The 13,995-nt window shown below is 47.3% G+C and carries 13 protein-coding genes; 10 read left to right on the plus strand and 3 right to left on the minus strand.

Going from position 1 to position 13,995, the window contains the following annotated elements:
• Positions 1–19 precede the first annotated feature (19 nt).
• Positions 20–2,194, minus strand: a complete 2,175-nt coding sequence (locus OQ477_RS16635; protein WP_088461498.1) for a glycoside hydrolase domain-containing protein — start codon at positions 2,192–2,194, stop codon at positions 20–22.
• Positions 2,195–2,568: 374 nt separating this feature from the next.
• Between OQ477_RS16635 and OQ477_RS16640 the strand changes: the two genes are divergently transcribed.
• The 9 genes from OQ477_RS16640 (at position 2,569) to OQ477_RS16680 (ending at position 9,815) form a co-directional block, all read left to right on the plus strand.
• Positions 2,569–3,012 (plus strand): hypothetical protein, encoded by a 444-nt coding sequence (locus OQ477_RS16640; RefSeq protein WP_265973259.1) that lies wholly within the window; start codon positions 2,569–2,571, stop codon positions 3,010–3,012.
• A 264-nt stretch (positions 3,013–3,276) separates the two neighbouring features.
• Positions 3,277–3,747 carry a helix-turn-helix transcriptional regulator gene (locus tag OQ477_RS16645; RefSeq protein WP_003156718.1) on the plus strand — a complete coding sequence of 157 codons (471 nt, stop codon included), beginning with the start codon at positions 3,277–3,279 and terminating at the stop codon, positions 3,745–3,747.
• A 72-nt stretch (positions 3,748–3,819) separates the two neighbouring features.
• Positions 3,820–4,890, plus strand: a complete 1,071-nt coding sequence (locus OQ477_RS16650; protein ID WP_265973260.1) for an iron-containing alcohol dehydrogenase family protein — start codon at positions 3,820–3,822, stop codon at positions 4,888–4,890.
• 81 nt (positions 4,891–4,971) lie between these two features.
• Complete coding sequence (gene purT, locus OQ477_RS16655; protein ID WP_101669936.1) at positions 4,972–6,126, plus strand: phosphoribosylglycinamide formyltransferase 2; 1,155 nt, start codon at positions 4,972–4,974, stop codon at positions 6,124–6,126.
• 477 nt (positions 6,127–6,603) lie between these two features.
• Positions 6,604–7,137: a CDP-diacylglycerol--serine O-phosphatidyltransferase gene (pssA, locus tag OQ477_RS16660; RefSeq protein WP_265973261.1), complete on the plus strand. Its 534-nt coding sequence runs from the start codon at positions 6,604–6,606 to the stop codon at positions 7,135–7,137.
• Positions 7,128–7,616 carry a DedA family protein gene (locus OQ477_RS16665; RefSeq protein ID WP_003156711.1) on the plus strand — a complete coding sequence of 163 codons (489 nt, stop codon included), beginning with the start codon at positions 7,128–7,130 and terminating at the stop codon, positions 7,614–7,616. Before pssA ends, OQ477_RS16665 begins: the two co-directional genes overlap by 10 nt.
• Positions 7,609–8,424: a phosphatidylserine decarboxylase gene (locus OQ477_RS16670; protein ID WP_265973262.1), complete on the plus strand. Its 816-nt coding sequence runs from the start codon at positions 7,609–7,611 to the stop codon at positions 8,422–8,424. Before OQ477_RS16665 ends, OQ477_RS16670 begins: the two co-directional genes overlap by 8 nt.
• 42 nt (positions 8,425–8,466) lie before the next feature.
• Entirely contained in the window at positions 8,467–8,742 is a 276-nt protein-coding gene (locus OQ477_RS16675) for a hypothetical protein (protein WP_265973264.1), read from the plus strand.
• A 104-nt stretch (positions 8,743–8,846) separates the two neighbouring features.
• Positions 8,847–9,815 carry a rhodanese-related sulfurtransferase gene (locus tag OQ477_RS16680; RefSeq protein ID WP_007609165.1) on the plus strand — a complete coding sequence of 323 codons (969 nt, stop codon included), beginning with the start codon at positions 8,847–8,849 and terminating at the stop codon, positions 9,813–9,815.
• Positions 9,816–9,851: 36 nt separating this feature from the next.
• On the opposite strand, the gene gltP is transcribed toward OQ477_RS16680, so the two are convergent.
• Positions 9,852–11,102: a glutamate-aspartate/proton symporter GltP gene (gene gltP / locus OQ477_RS16685; RefSeq protein WP_110124493.1), complete on the minus strand. Its 1,251-nt coding sequence runs from the start codon at positions 11,100–11,102 to the stop codon at positions 9,852–9,854.
• A 369-nt stretch (positions 11,103–11,471) separates the two neighbouring features.
• Between gltP and OQ477_RS16690 the strand changes: the two genes are divergently transcribed.
• Positions 11,472–12,539 (plus strand): branched-chain amino acid aminotransferase, encoded by a 1,068-nt coding sequence (locus tag OQ477_RS16690; RefSeq protein WP_029973949.1) that lies wholly within the window; start codon positions 11,472–11,474, stop codon positions 12,537–12,539.
• A 40-nt stretch (positions 12,540–12,579) separates the two neighbouring features.
• On the opposite strand, the gene OQ477_RS16695 is transcribed toward OQ477_RS16690, so the two are convergent.
• Positions 12,580–13,983: an amino acid permease gene (locus tag OQ477_RS16695; RefSeq protein WP_265973269.1), complete on the minus strand. Its 1,404-nt coding sequence runs from the start codon at positions 13,981–13,983 to the stop codon at positions 12,580–12,582.
• Positions 13,984–13,995 lie beyond the last annotated feature (12 nt).

The raw sequence follows: 13,995 nt of genomic DNA on the forward strand, positions 1-13,995 counted from the left end.
CAAGGAGCTGCCTGTTCAATTATAGAAATAGTGATAAAACCGTGCTGAACAAGGCTGCAGCTCCTCCTAATTCAGGTGCTAAAACGACTAAAGCACCGATCCCTACAATAACAATAATTCCTGCGCCTGCAATAGCCATGGTATTCACGACAGAATCCCAATCCGGGGAGTACACCTCTTCGGAATCCGGCAGCCTGAAGCTCTTTTGTTTTATTTTAAATGTAATGGTAGTTGTTAGTCCAGTTGTAGCACTGTCACCGACCGGAATATCAGGTGTATAAATTTTAAATTGAATATTCAGCGATCCCGCAGCCGGATTGACATACACTTCTAAATAACCGTTGCGGACTGACAAGCTCAGACTGTTAAGCAGGTTTTGATAGGAATCAATTTGTGATGCTGTAAAAGAGACTTGTGAATCTCCCATCAGACCGGTAATATAAGCTCCCGGTTTGCCATTTGTAATGGTAACTGTGTTGGGAGAACCTTCGCTTGGCACTGTTGCCAAAAGTGAAGTAGATAAAAGAATATCCATTTCAGGTGATGCATAAATGGTTTCTGTCTTGTCGAATTCAAACATGGCATTCGCAAGATTCGATATATTTTCTAAAGCAGGAATGGTTGTTAAAATATCCGTCAGTGTGCGCAGTCTTGCATCATACACAGGATCAGAAGGCGGATGGACGCTGCTTACACCTGAGTCTTTTCCGGAGTATCCGTCTTTGTCAATGGCGACTTTTCCCGCTCCGCTTCCGATCGTTCCTTCATAAAATTGATCAAAAGCCCAGTTTTTCGGCATCGGGTATCCGAGGTTGCCGCTGAATCCGGTCGACATGTTAGCCGTAAAACTATATTTGGTCAGACCTGCTTCTGACGTCCGGATACAAATGTTTCTCGGTCCGTATACCCCGATTTCATATTTCGGCGCAGTTGAGAACGCCTGCATTTTCATAAAAGCTGACTTGATTTCTTGAAAGTAAGGGATGATTTTATCTGTGACTTCATAATCATACGCATCGAAATCGACGGCAAAGTAAATGGTCGTTCCTGAAGGAAAGCCTAATCTTCGGGCGGCTGATGCAGCGCTGTACGCATCTCTCGTTCCTTGGTCTTTTACAAAATAAGAAGATTCATAGCCGCCGTCCTGATAAATCGGAAACACGCTTAAGCCGGCATTGAAAATAGTGGAGAGTTCTTTTGACGTTAATGCTTTCGATGTCAGTCCGCTGCTTGTCCGCACATTCCCGGTCAGATATCTTCCCACGATCTTATAGCCATTCTCACGCAAAGTTTTAGCCGTATCTGCCGTCAAAATGGCGGCGGTGTCACAAGCTGAAGCAGCACGGGTTGTGTCGCCTGAGCTTGATAATAAAGCTTTAATCGTCGGCATGTCCGCATAACCAGTCTGCGGCAGGCACATAAACTTTTGGAAAGCTTTCACTGCCGATACAACGCCGACGCCGTATTTTCCGTCGAATTCACCGGGGTCAAATGACTTCCCATTACAGTAAAGCGCGTATTGAACAATCAAAACAAAGCCTGTCCGTGAGTCGCCGGGAGTCAAGGTAGGACATAAGCTGGTCGTTCCGTTCCCGAAAAATCCATTGGCGACGCTTGTGCTCATGCCTTCTTCTTTTTGCAGGGCATAAATGAGAGCCTTGTTTGTATCGCGGGCATATAAGCCGTCACAAGGCATCAAGCCGATGTAGTCATTGTAATCCCGGTTCAGGTTCTGCTGGATTTGGCGGATTTTTTTGTCGCCTCCCGCTACTAATCGAAAAGCGCTCATATCCAGCAAGGCTTTCATAATGAGTGCCGTGACGATGCCGTCTTGCTTAGTGAGCCCGGCCGCTTTTTGAAACTCTTTTACAGCGCTTTCGGTATTTTCATAGAAAACGCCTGAAAATCCGCCGGGGTTAAAACCTTTACACCACAGCGCCCCTTGCAGAATGTAATTCATGTTTGTCGGCTTAGAATCGGGAGCCTGCTTTTTCAACGGCTTAAACAATCTTTGTGTCGTCGGGCCGAAGTTATCGGCAGGTTCTGAAATACCAAGCTCAATTTGAAGCGCCCGTGTCAGACCGTAAATGGTATCCCAGCCCGTTTTTCCGTTTTCCGGCACCTTGTTGTACCCGTGTCTGCCCTTGTACGTCTCATTCAGCCATTGTTGTGTTTCCAGGACCATTTCGTCCATTGCAATCCCTCCATTAGGTGTAGTGTGCGTTCATTCATAGGTGGCAAACGTATGACAGTTTGTCATGGGTGCAGGAGTTTATCCAAGGAGAGTCCCATCATACAGCCGCAGCACAAACGCCGAAAGAGAGGCATTGATAGGAAAAGACCTCGCTATGACAATTGATACAAAAACAACAAATGAATAGCGGTTTAAAGTAACTTTATCACTTAATCAAAAATAACAAGAATCATAAGTAGTAGTCATATAGTCATTTTAAGGGCTGTTCACATCTCTTCCTGCAGTCAAAATGGTTAGTTGGACGGATTTATGATTGGCTATATTGTCATTAACATAAATAGGGTAAATAGTTACAGGAAGGAAGGATTTTCTCGATGAAAAGCAAAAAGATTTTTAAGTCGCTCATCATTATTTTTACTCTTTTAATCAGCGGAATTAGTTTTATGGGTTTTTCTTCTCCGCAAAAAGCAGAGGCTAAAGACTGGCTTCATACTTATAAAAGCGGGTATTTCACTAACTATGTGATCAATACATATCATCCTAAATTCACTAAAACGACAAAAAAGTACAGCTTGAGAGCCGTGACTTTTAAATCCAACAGTAAAGGGAAGGGCACGTATAAAATATACGTCCAAAAGCAAGTCAACGGCAAAGGTGCCTGGAAAACAATCAAAACCGCCAATGCAAAGAAAAATGGAACGACTTATTTTGAAACACCTTCGTTGAAAAAAGGAGATTCATACAGATTTAAATTGGTCAATCAGGGTTCGAAAAAACGTGTCAATTATAGTGCAAGATGGATTGTATTCGCTTCATAATGCTGATTTTCCGGTCTATAAAGTTTTAGCTGCTGCTGCTGCGGCAGCTTTTTATTTTCTCCGGAGCTCAACCGCCAGGGAGCCCGCACCTGTCTCTTCGGGCGTACGTTTGTATTTCAACGCATCATTCTGGATTATGCGGAAAGGTACATCGCTTCAATGATAAGCCAATCCCGGGTTCTTTTGATTCGTTTGAAAATGTTCTGATATAAAAAAGGCGTGCCCCGGTGTAAAATGGCTATATTGATAAATATGGAGGTTGAGATGGATCAAGATTATATGACTGAGCTTGTCTCAGTCCAGCTGAAGAAAATCCGGTCGGAGAGAGGCTACACACAGGAGAAAATGGCGGATGTGATCGGCCTTTCTAAAAAGTCGCTGGTGCAGATTGAGAAAGGGCGGGCGCTTGCGGAATGGCCGCACGTTGTGGCGGTTTGCGCGCTTTTCAGATCAAGTGAAACACTGCAATCCGTATTAGGAGATGATCCGCTGGAGGTCATTGAAACGGTTGCTCACCGCACAATTGACAGGCCGAAGGGGAAGACGATGGGCGGCAAGGTGTGGTGGAAAGCTATCGAGAAAAAAGGCGAGTTCCGCTTGCAGCAGCATTTGATTTCCCACCATTACCGCATCCTTGATTCCTATGATGATCTGTGGTTCAGCAGTTTTGAAAAGGCAGAGGCTTTGGAGCGGCTTGATGAGCTGTTTTTGGAGGCGGAAGAAGCGAAGCGCTGACGCACCTCCGGTTGATGTATTTTCTGACAAGTGGGAAAATATATATAAATTCCAGCCAAAGGAGAGATTCGAATGAAGCCTGAAGATATCGTCCGAAGCGGCCCGAATCAGTACATATGCAAGGAAGGAATCGCAAAAGAACTTCCGGGGCTGCTGGAGACATTCAGAAAACCCGTTATTGTGACCGGAATCAAATCCTATCAGGCGTTCTCCGATTACAGCGGCGGTTCTTCCTGGGATGTGATTCAGCATAAAGGATACTGTTCACCTGAGGGGGTGCGTAAGGTCTGTGAGCAGGCGGAAGACGCGGATGTGATCATCGGTATCGGAGGCGGCACGATTTTGGATTTGGCAAAAGCGGCAGCAGACCGGCTTGATATAGAGGCTGTGATGGTTCCTTCCATTGCGGGGACGTGTGCGGCAAGTACACCATTGAGTGTCATATATGATGAGAGCGGCAATTTTATCAGAGTTGATTATCATAAGCGTTCAAGCTATTTGACGCTTGTTGATCCGCTGTTTTTGCTTTCCTCTCCCATTGAATATATGAAAAGCGGGATCGGTGATACGCTGGCGAAATGGTATGAGGCCGAGGCGGTCATCAGAAATACGGAGGAGGCGGCGCCGCTGATGGCGCAGGCGGGGCTGAGACAGGCGGAATATATCCGTAATCTGTTATTGCGTTACAGTGAAGCGGCCGTCGGAAGCATGGAGAAAGGCGAGCTGTCCGTGCCGTTTATCCATACGGCGGAAACGATCATTATGCTTGCGGGAACGGTCGGCGGGTATGGCGGCCGTTTGTGCAGGATGGCAGGGGCGCATGCGGTCCACAACGGACTCAGTTTTCTTCAGGAGACACATCAGGTGCTGCATGGCCAGAAGGTTGCTTACGGCATATTGGTGCAGCTCGCGCTTGAGAATCGGAGACCTGAGATTGAGGAGCTGCTTCCGTTTTACCGCCGGCTCGGTTTCCCTGTCAGCCTCTGTGATCTCGGCATCCTTGACAATCATGAGGAAGCCAAGCGCTGTATTGCTTCTCACGCCTGCCGGGCGGAAGAATCGTTATGCTTAATGGGACGATATCGCGAGAAGGACGTGTCAGCTGCGATTGAATCGCTCGAATCAGCGCAAAAGACAGGATAGAGCTTGTCATCTATCTTGTCTTTATTTTTTGAATATTTCCGTTATAATGAGTGGGGGATAGAAAGGGAGGGGCCAAAAGACATGTATCAGGCGAAGAAGATGTTGTTATTAGGATCAGGCGAGCTGGGGAAAGAAGTCGTCATTGAAGCGCAGCGGCTCGGGGTTGTCACTGTAGCCGTTGACAGCTATGAGCATGCTCCCGCCATGCAGGCCGCGCACAAAAGCTATGTGATTGATATGCTTGATAAAGCGCAGGTCAGAGAAGTCATTGAGAAAGAAAAACCGGACTTGATCGTGCCGGAAGTGGAAGCCATTGCGACGGATGAGCTGCTGAAGCTTGAGGAAGAAGGTTTTCACGTCATTCCGAATGCGCGTGCGGCAAAGCTGACGATGGACCGTGAAGGCATCAGACGGCTTGCGGCAGAGACGCTTCATCTTCCGACTGCCGGCTATGAATTCGCGAATACATATGAAGAATTTAAAGAAGCGGCGGAAACAATCGGCTTTCCGTGCGTGGTAAAACCGCTGATGAGCTCTTCCGGAAAAGGGCAAAGCGTGTGCCGCTCGGCTTCCGGGCTGAAAAGCTGCTGGGACATGGCGATGGAAGGCGGCCGGGTGAAAAACGGCCGGGTCATCGTTGAGGAATTCATTCCGTTTGAATCAGAAATCACGCTTCTGACAGTGCGCGCGGCGAACGGTACGTCCTTTTGCGCGCCGATCGGACATGAACAAAAAGACGGTGACTATATTGAATCATGGCAGCCTCATCATATGACGGAACAGCAGATCAAAGAGGCGAAACACATTGCGAAAAGCATAACGGACGAGCTCGGCGGATACGGTTTGTTCGGGGTGGAGCTTTTCCTTACTGAAGATAAAGTATATTTCAGCGAGGTGTCTCCCCGTCCGCACGATACGGGACTCGTTACGCTTGTGACGCAAAATTTGTCAGAGTTTGCGCTGCATGTCCGCGCGGTATTGGGATTCCCGATTCCGGAAATCACTCAGCTGTCGCCGGGGGCAAGCCGTCCGCTGAAGGCGCCAAAAGAGCTTGCTGATTATGCGGTTGAAGGTGTGGAAAAGGCTTTGGCGGTAAAAAGCACTCAGGTCCGCGTATTCGGTAAACCCGTCACGAAAGTAGGACGCCGTATGGCGGTTGCGCTTTCTGCAGCTGAGACCGTTGAAGAGGCCAGAGAAAGAGCGGCTGAAGCACTCAGTCATTTATCAATTACATAAAATGATCTTAAAAGGCGTTTTTACCGTAATGGTAAGGCGCCTTTTTTGTTTGGACAGACTATATACTGGAAAACGGGGTTGTGAGATAATGTATGAGGCCGTTTTGTGCCGGCTTTTTAATTCTTGAAACTTTTTATGTCCGCAATCGTTATATGTAATGTTCTCATTTCACGGAGAAGGAAATAACAATACATCATACGGCTTTTCATTCATCAAGAACGGACAATCCGGATCGCAGCATGGAATATTTAAGCAGGGTAATCCGGAATAGAGGAAACCATGATTGCTTACCTTAATATGAACGGCGAAAAAACAAAAATCACCTGATTAGATTGTTCAAATAACACCAAATGCTGTATAATAAAAGAATTTGAATGATAGCATTGAAAGTATTTCATTTTATGTTTCCGTAAAATGGGGTCTTTATGCATACGCAGTCCGATTTGATATGGTTTTAATTGGAGGTTTGTGTAAACTGTGAATTATATACCTAGTATGATTACAATTGGAAATTTCATTTGCGGGCTCTTATCGATTCATTCCCTTTTGTATCATAATATATACTCTGCGGTGATCTTTATTTTCACCGGGATGTTTCTTGATTTCTTTGACGGTTTGGCCGCCCGTAAGCTGAACGCGGTATCGGAGATGGGAAGGGAGCTTGACTCTTTTGCGGATCTCGTGACGTTCGGCGTAGCGCCGTCCATGCTCGCTTACAGTGTTTCACTATATACGATTCCGTTCATCGGAATTTTAATCGCGCTTTCCTACAGTATCTGCGGGATGATCCGTCTTTCCAGATTTAATATTGAACAAAGCAAGCTGCCGACGTTTATCGGGATGCCGATTCCGTTTGCGGGTATGTGTCTTGTCATTTTGAGCTTTATCAATAACGCTTTTCTTCTGGGGGCGGGAACGATCGCGCTCGGTTATTTAATGGTCAGCAACATTAAATTTCCGCACTTTAAAAAACAGGCGCCTGAAAACCTGGAGAGCAGAAGATGGAATTAGTTCAGCAATTAATATCCGATTACGGATATATCGCGATTTTTCTTATGCTGACACTCGGTATTATCGGATTGCCTATTCCGGATGAAGTCATGATGACGCTTGTGGGCTACTTCGCTCATTTAAACGTGCTGAATTACGGGCTCTCCATTCTGATCAGCTTTATCGGAGCGCTCCTTGGGATGATTATCAGCTACTTCATCGGCAGAAAAGCCGGCCGGCCGTTTATTAATAAGTTCGGAAAATGGGTCGGCCTGAAGGAAAAGAGGATGGAGAAAGTAGACAGGTGGATGAAGAAGTACGGGCCGTACACCATTATTTTAGGTTATTTCATCCCTGGCATCAGACACGTGACCTGCTACTTTTCCGGAATCGGCAGAATGGAATTCAAAACCTACTTATGCTTCGCCGCCATCGGAGCGTTTTTATGGTGTTTTATTTTTATTACTATAGGAAAATTCATAGGAGTAATCAATGTTTAATACTGCCGCTAAAGTTCTTTACCGTTCATTGATTGAACTGACTAATAATCGATTGACGTCTTATCTCATTAAAAACTTCTGTGAATCGAAACTGAGCAAGCCGATGATTCCGCTGTTTTCCAAACACTATCGCATCAACTGGAATGAAACGGAACGTACGGCTTCTGACTTTGATTCACTGGCGTCATTTTTCATTCGTGATATTAATTTGAATCTCCGCCCCGTGGCAAAAGAGAAGAACGCCATCGTCAGTCCTGTGGACGGCGTCGTTCAGACGGTGGGCATGATTAATCCGAATCAAACCTTCATGGTAAAAGGGAAGGATTATTCGTTTGCTGAACTGACGGGGTTTAAAAACGCCGATCACAAATACAACGGCGGCCGTTTTGCCGTGCTTTATCTGAGCCCGAGACATTACCACCGCTTCCATTCTCCCGTCAGCTGCACGTATCAGAAGCTGGCCGAGTTGGGGAAACGCTCCTATCCCGTTAATACGATGGGATTGAAGTACGGGAAAGATGTGCTCTCAAAAAATTACCGTTATGTGTACGAGCTGACCCGTGCTGACCAGCAGATGCTGATGATTCCGGTAGGTGCGATGAATATTAACTCGATCGTTCAGACAAACACCGGAAACAGGCTTGAGACGGGGGAAGAGCTGGGCTATTTTTCATTTGGATCGACCGTTATTTTAGTATTCGAGAAAGATATGTTTACCCCTTCGGATAACCTGACTGAAGGCCGTGAATTACAGGTCGGTCAGATCATCGGTTATGCGGAGTCACAGGAGGAGGCGTCCGCTTTATAAAAGCTGCTCCTCTTTTTTATATGGTGTAAGGAAGTGAACATTATGAAAGAAAAGGATTTGGCAAAGCTGATAGAGCAGTACCAGCATACAGGGGATCAGCAAATTCTTGAAGCCGTGCGGGACGCATGCCGGCCTGTCGTTGAGGAGCTCATCTCAGAACTGGCTGAAGACAGCGCCGATCTTCTGCGGGCAAAAGGCCGTGACCGTTTTCCGTTTATTATCGGCAAGTATCAGACCTCGGCCGGCCTTTCGCTTGAGACCTTTTTGCGCAACACGTATCGGTTTTATTTTCAGCAGGTTTTAAAAGGCGAAGCGTGACTGGAAGAAAGAGTCCGGACGGAAATGTTCATCTTTCGCCCGTTTTCCTGTATGATATAGTAGAGTGTGCGATCATTAATTTAATTGAACAGGGTGTATAAATCATGGAAAAACAATATAGAGTTTTACTTTATTATAAATATGTAAAGATTGATGAGCCTGAAGAGTTCACGGCTCAGCATTTGAAGTTTTGTAAGGAGCTCGGTCTGTTAGGCCGTATTTTGATTTCTGAGGAAGGCATTAACGGTACGGTGTCCGGAACGGTTGAACAGACGGAACAATACATGAATGCGCTGAAAGCTGATCCGCGCTTTGCTGACATGCCGATCAAAATTGACGAGGCTGACGGACATGCATTCCGCAAAATGTTTGTGCGCCATAAAAAAGAATTGGTGACGCTTCGTCTCGAAGATGATGTTGATCCGAATGTCACGACGGGCAAGCATTTGAAACCGAAAGACTTTTATGAGCAAATGCAGGATCCTGACACGATCGTGATCGACGCCAGAAACGACTATGAGTATGACCTCGGTCATTTCCGCGGAGCGGTCAGACCTGATATTGAGGCGTTCCGTGAGCTGCCGGACTGGATTGAAGAGCACAAAGACATGCTTGAAGGTAAAAAAATTCTCACGTACTGCACAGGCGGCGTACGCTGTGAAAAATTTTCCGGCTGGCTGCTGAAGAAGGGCTTTGAAGACGTGTCCCAGCTTGACGGCGGTATCGTCACTTACGGTAAAGATCCTGAAGTGAAAGGGCAGCTGTGGGACGGACAGTGCTACGTGTTTGACGAAAGAATCAGCGTACCGGTCAACCGCGTAGAGCACGTTATCATCGGAAAAGATTATTTCACGGGCGAGCCGTGCGAGCGTTATGTGAACTGCGCAAATCCGGCATGTAATAAAAAAATGATCTGCACACCTGAGAATGAATACAAATACATGCGCAGCTGCAGTCACGAATGCCGTACGAACGAACGCAACATGTATGTGAAAGAGCACGAAATGACTCAGGAAGAAATCAATGAACGCCTTGCTTTGATTGAAAAAGAGGATCATGCGGCGATTGATTAATAGAAAAGACCACCAATGAGGTGGTCTTTTTTGTGTTTATATACTTTCTGTCCGGGCAGTCTGGTCTGCCGTGACGGGTCCTTTATATTTAAATGCTTTTTCCCACTTGGACACGACGATGCAGGCGACCGCATGGCCGGGCACGTTGACGCCGGTTCTCGCCATGTCCATGACGCGGTCGACACCGGCAATGATGGCGACACCTTCCGCGGGGAGACCGACGGCATTGGCTGTCGCCAGAAGCACGACGAGGGAGCCTGACGGGACGGCGGCAATGCCTTTGCTTGTCATGACGAGCACAAGCATCATCAGAAGCTGCTGAGAAAGCGGCATCTCCACATGAAACGCCTGCGCCAGAAAAATACAGGACACCGATAAATAGAGGCTTGAGCCGTCACAGTTCAGCGATAAACCTGACGGAACCACAAAGGAGACGACCCGCTTCGGACAGCCGTATTTCTCCATCCGATCCATCAGCTGAGGCAGAATGGTTTCTGTGCTTGTCGTGGAGAAAGCGATCAAAAACAGATCCCAAATCATTTTCAGCACTTCAAAGTACTTGATTTTAAAGATAAGCCCCACGATCGGAAACAGAACGAAGAGTATCAGGAACAGCCCGAGGAACACAGTGCCGATCAGCTTCAGCATCGGAAGCAAAAGCGCGATTCCGAATTGCCCGACGGAGGCGGCCATAAGGGCGAGAACGCCGATCGGAGCGGTGACCATCACCATCTGCGTCAGCTTGAACATAATATTTGCCGTGGATTCGAAGAAACTCATGACAGGTGCGGAGGCTTTGCCGATGCCGGCTGCGGCAACACCGAATAAAATCGCGAAAAAAATGACGGCGAGAAGATCGTTTTTCGCCATAACGTCAATGATATTAACGGGGATAATATCAAGAAGCATTTGTTTCAGGTCGACTACTTTTTCCGTATAGCCGGAAAGCTCGTGAATGTCTTTTTTAGCAAGATGAGAAAGGTTAAGTCCGACTCCCGGCTTCAGCACGTTCGCCAATAACAGACCGAGCGCCAGAACAAGCGTCGTAATCACTTCGAACCAAATAATCGTTTTGATGCCGAGACTGCCCATTTTTTTCATACTGCCGCTGCCGGCGGCTCCGATGACAATGGTTGAAAACACGATCGGCACGACAATCATTTTAATCAGGCGGATAAATCCGTCTCCGACGGGCCGCAGCGCCATCCCGAAATCCGGGAAGAAATGGCCGATCAATGCTCCGATGGCTAAAGCGATCAAAATCTGGAATGCGATAAATTTTTTCAAGCGAATCCCCCTTTTACTTGCGCATTTCATACGTAATTCGTGAAGCAGGCGGCAACCACCTTCCTATCCGCCATAAATTTGTCACATTATTGACTGTGCGAAAGGAAGGATTGTTTTACATTATGTAAGCGCAATCATTTAATATGACAGAAAGTCCTCATTGGAAAAAATGAAGCAGAATAAAATAAAGTTAGAATTTCGCTTGAAAATATCAAAAATTTTGATAATTATTTTCTTATAAGTGGTATATTTGATATGATACGGTCAACTGCATCCTCATATATCTGTGCATACACGATTCAGGCAGAGAAAACAGGCAGCTTATAAAAGACTGAAAATTTAAACAATTAGAAGAAAGGTGTGCTTTTGTTGAATCAACTGATTGAAAGACGTAAGGTCACAGCAAGAAAAGAAAAACCGGATTCCGCTTCATTGGGATTTGGCAAGTACTTCACAGATTACATGTTTGTCATGGATTACGAAGAGGAGAGAGGGTGGCATGATCCGAGAATCACCCCTTATGAACCGGTCCATCTGGATCCGTCCGCATCGGTTTTCCATTACGGGCAGGCCGTATTTGAAGGGCTGAAGGCTTACAGGTCAGAAGACGGCCGGGTGTTGATGTTCCGTCCTGACCAAAATATAAAACGGCTGAATAAATCGTTACGGCGGATGAGCATGCCGCCTCTTGACGAGAAGCTGGCGCTGGAAGCATTGATACAATTGGTGGAGCTGGAGCAGGAATGGATACCGATAGAAAAAGGAACCTCTTTATATATCCGGCCGTTTGTAATTGCGACTGAGCCTTCTTTAGGCGTCCGGCCTTCAAAGCGTTACAAGTTCATGGTTGTTCTGACGCCTGTCGGTTCGTACTACGGCGATCAGCTGAAACCGATCCGGATTTATGTGGAGGATGAGTATGTGCGTGCCGTCACCGGCGGAGTGGGCGACGTCAAAACGTCCGGAAATTATGCGGCCAGCTTACAGGCTCAGCGGAAAGCCGAAGAACTGGGGTATGATCAGGTGCTTTGGCTCGACGGGGTGGAAAAGAAATATGCCGAAGAGGTAGGGAGTATGAATATCTTTTTCATCATAAACGGAGAGGCCGTAACGCCGTCATTAAACGGAAGCATTCTCGGGGGCATCACCCGCGCATCTGTGATAGAGCTGTTAAAAAGCTGGGGCATCCGCGTCAGGGAAGAACAGGTCGCCATTGATGACATCTATGAGGCTGCGATGAGAGGCGAGGTGTCAGAGGTATTCGGTACGGGAACCGCGGCCGTCATCTCGCCGGTCGGCGCGCTGCACATTCACGGAGAAACGATTGAGCTGAATAACGGTTTGATCGGTGAAGTGTCAGAAAGGCTCTATGAAACGATTGCCGGCATCCAAGTCGGGAAGGTGCGGGATTCGTTCAGATGGGTGGTTGAAGTATAAATGAAAAAAGAACCCTTGCGCTGCAGGGTTCTTTTTTCGGTTATTGGGATTTTACGGCTTGCACGCGGGCTCTGCTTTTCCGGTTTTTCAAGTAATAAGCGGTGTAGCAAACGGCCATAAATGCAATCCCGCAATAAAGGGCGATGGCCTGGTTCGGATCAAAAGCGATGCCGATACAGGAGGCGAGGCACAGGAGAAAGGCCGCTATCGGTACGGCCGGATATCCCGGTGTCCTGTATTTCAAGTCTGAAAGCTGGTGCCCGTCTGTAAGAAACCGTCTTCGGAACAAAAATTGCGATGCGGCGATGCTCATCCACACAGCCACTACCGCAAATCCTGAGACGGAGACGAGAACAAGATAGACTGTATCCGCTGCAAATACGCTTGACAACAACGACAGAATGCCGCCGATCATACTGAAGATCAGAGCGTTAAAAGGAATGCCTTTAGAGGTCAGCCTGGCAAAGGCGGGATGAAGCTCCCCTTCTTTAGACAGGGACCACAGCATACGTGATGACGCGTACAGCCCTGAATTGGCCGCAGACAGAAGCGCCGTTAAAATGACGAAATTCATCAGATCGGCCGCATAAGGCACGCCGACTCTGTCAAATACCGTGACAAACGGGCTTTCAATCACACCGGCTTCCTTGATGGAGATCATCCCTGACAGCACAAAAATCGTTCCGATAAAGAAAAGCGCCAGCCGCCAGACTGTGGTCTTAATGGCGCGCGGAACGGTTTTTTCCGGATCGGCGCTTTCTCCTGCGGCGATTCCGATCAATTCCGTCCCTGAAAAAGCAAAGTTTACTGAAAGCATCGTCATCAGTATCGGGAAAAAGCCATTTGGAAAAAGGCTGCCGCCATCCGTAAAGTTCGACAGCATAGGTGCGGCCTCACCGCTTTTCATCGGGACGATGCCGAACATCGCCGCTCCGCCCAATAAAATAAACAGTAAGATGGCTAAGACTTTAATGCTTGAGAACCAAAACTCCGATTCAGCAAAAAATTTCACGGAGAAGGCGTTTAATAAAAAGATGAGAAGAGCGAATACCGCACTCCACATCCAAACCGAAGTATGCGGGAACCAACGCTGCATGAAAAGCCCGGCCGCCGTGAATTCAGAGCCCAGCGCCACCGCCCACGTCAGCCAGTACAGCCATGCGACCGTAAAGCCTGTCGCCGGCCCGATATAGGTCTTCGCATAGGTGTGGAATGCGCCCGTCACCGGCATGGCCACTGACAGTTCACCGAGGCAAAGCATGACAAGATAGACAATGCCCGCTCCCAAAAGGTAAGCGAAAATGGTGCCCGCCGGACCCGCCTGATGAATGGTATACCCAGAGCTTAAAAACAGCCCCGTTCCGATCACACCTCCGAGTGATAGCATAAAGAGGTGTCTGCTTTTCATACTTCTCTGAAAATTCGTCTCGTTCTTGTTGTTCATTGTTTTCCAACT

This window comes from Bacillus sp. ChL18, assembly GCF_026241425.1.
In the GTDB taxonomy this organism is placed as follows: domain Bacteria; phylum Bacillota; class Bacilli; order Bacillales; family Bacillaceae; genus Bacillus; species Bacillus velezensis.

Excerpts from the sequence above, each read along its gene's own strand:
- OQ477_RS16670 (WP_265973262.1), top strand. The coding sequence starts at position 7,609 with ATGTTTAATACTGCCGCTAAAGTTCTTTACCGTTCATTGATTGAACTG.
- OQ477_RS16650 (WP_265973260.1), top strand. The coding sequence starts at position 3,820 with ATGAAGCCTGAAGATATCGTCCGAAGCGGCCCGAATCAGTACATATGC.
- OQ477_RS16640 (WP_265973259.1), top strand. The coding sequence starts at position 2,569 with ATGAAAAGCAAAAAGATTTTTAAGTCGCTCATCATTATTTTTACTCTT.
- OQ477_RS16665 (WP_003156711.1), top strand. The coding sequence starts at position 7,128 with ATGGAATTAGTTCAGCAATTAATATCCGATTACGGATATATCGCGATT.
- OQ477_RS16675 (WP_265973264.1), top strand. The coding sequence starts at position 8,467 with ATGAAAGAAAAGGATTTGGCAAAGCTGATAGAGCAGTACCAGCATACA.
- OQ477_RS16635 (WP_088461498.1), bottom strand. The coding sequence starts at position 2,194 with ATGGACGAAATGGTCCTGGAAACACAACAATGGCTGAATGAGACGTAC.
- purT (WP_101669936.1), top strand. The coding sequence starts at position 4,972 with ATGTATCAGGCGAAGAAGATGTTGTTATTAGGATCAGGCGAGCTGGGG.
- OQ477_RS16680 (WP_007609165.1), top strand. The coding sequence starts at position 8,847 with ATGGAAAAACAATATAGAGTTTTACTTTATTATAAATATGTAAAGATT.
- OQ477_RS16695 (WP_265973269.1), bottom strand. The coding sequence starts at position 13,983 with ATGAACAACAAGAACGAGACGAATTTTCAGAGAAGTATGAAAAGCAGA.
- OQ477_RS16645 (WP_003156718.1), top strand. The coding sequence starts at position 3,277 with ATGGATCAAGATTATATGACTGAGCTTGTCTCAGTCCAGCTGAAGAAA.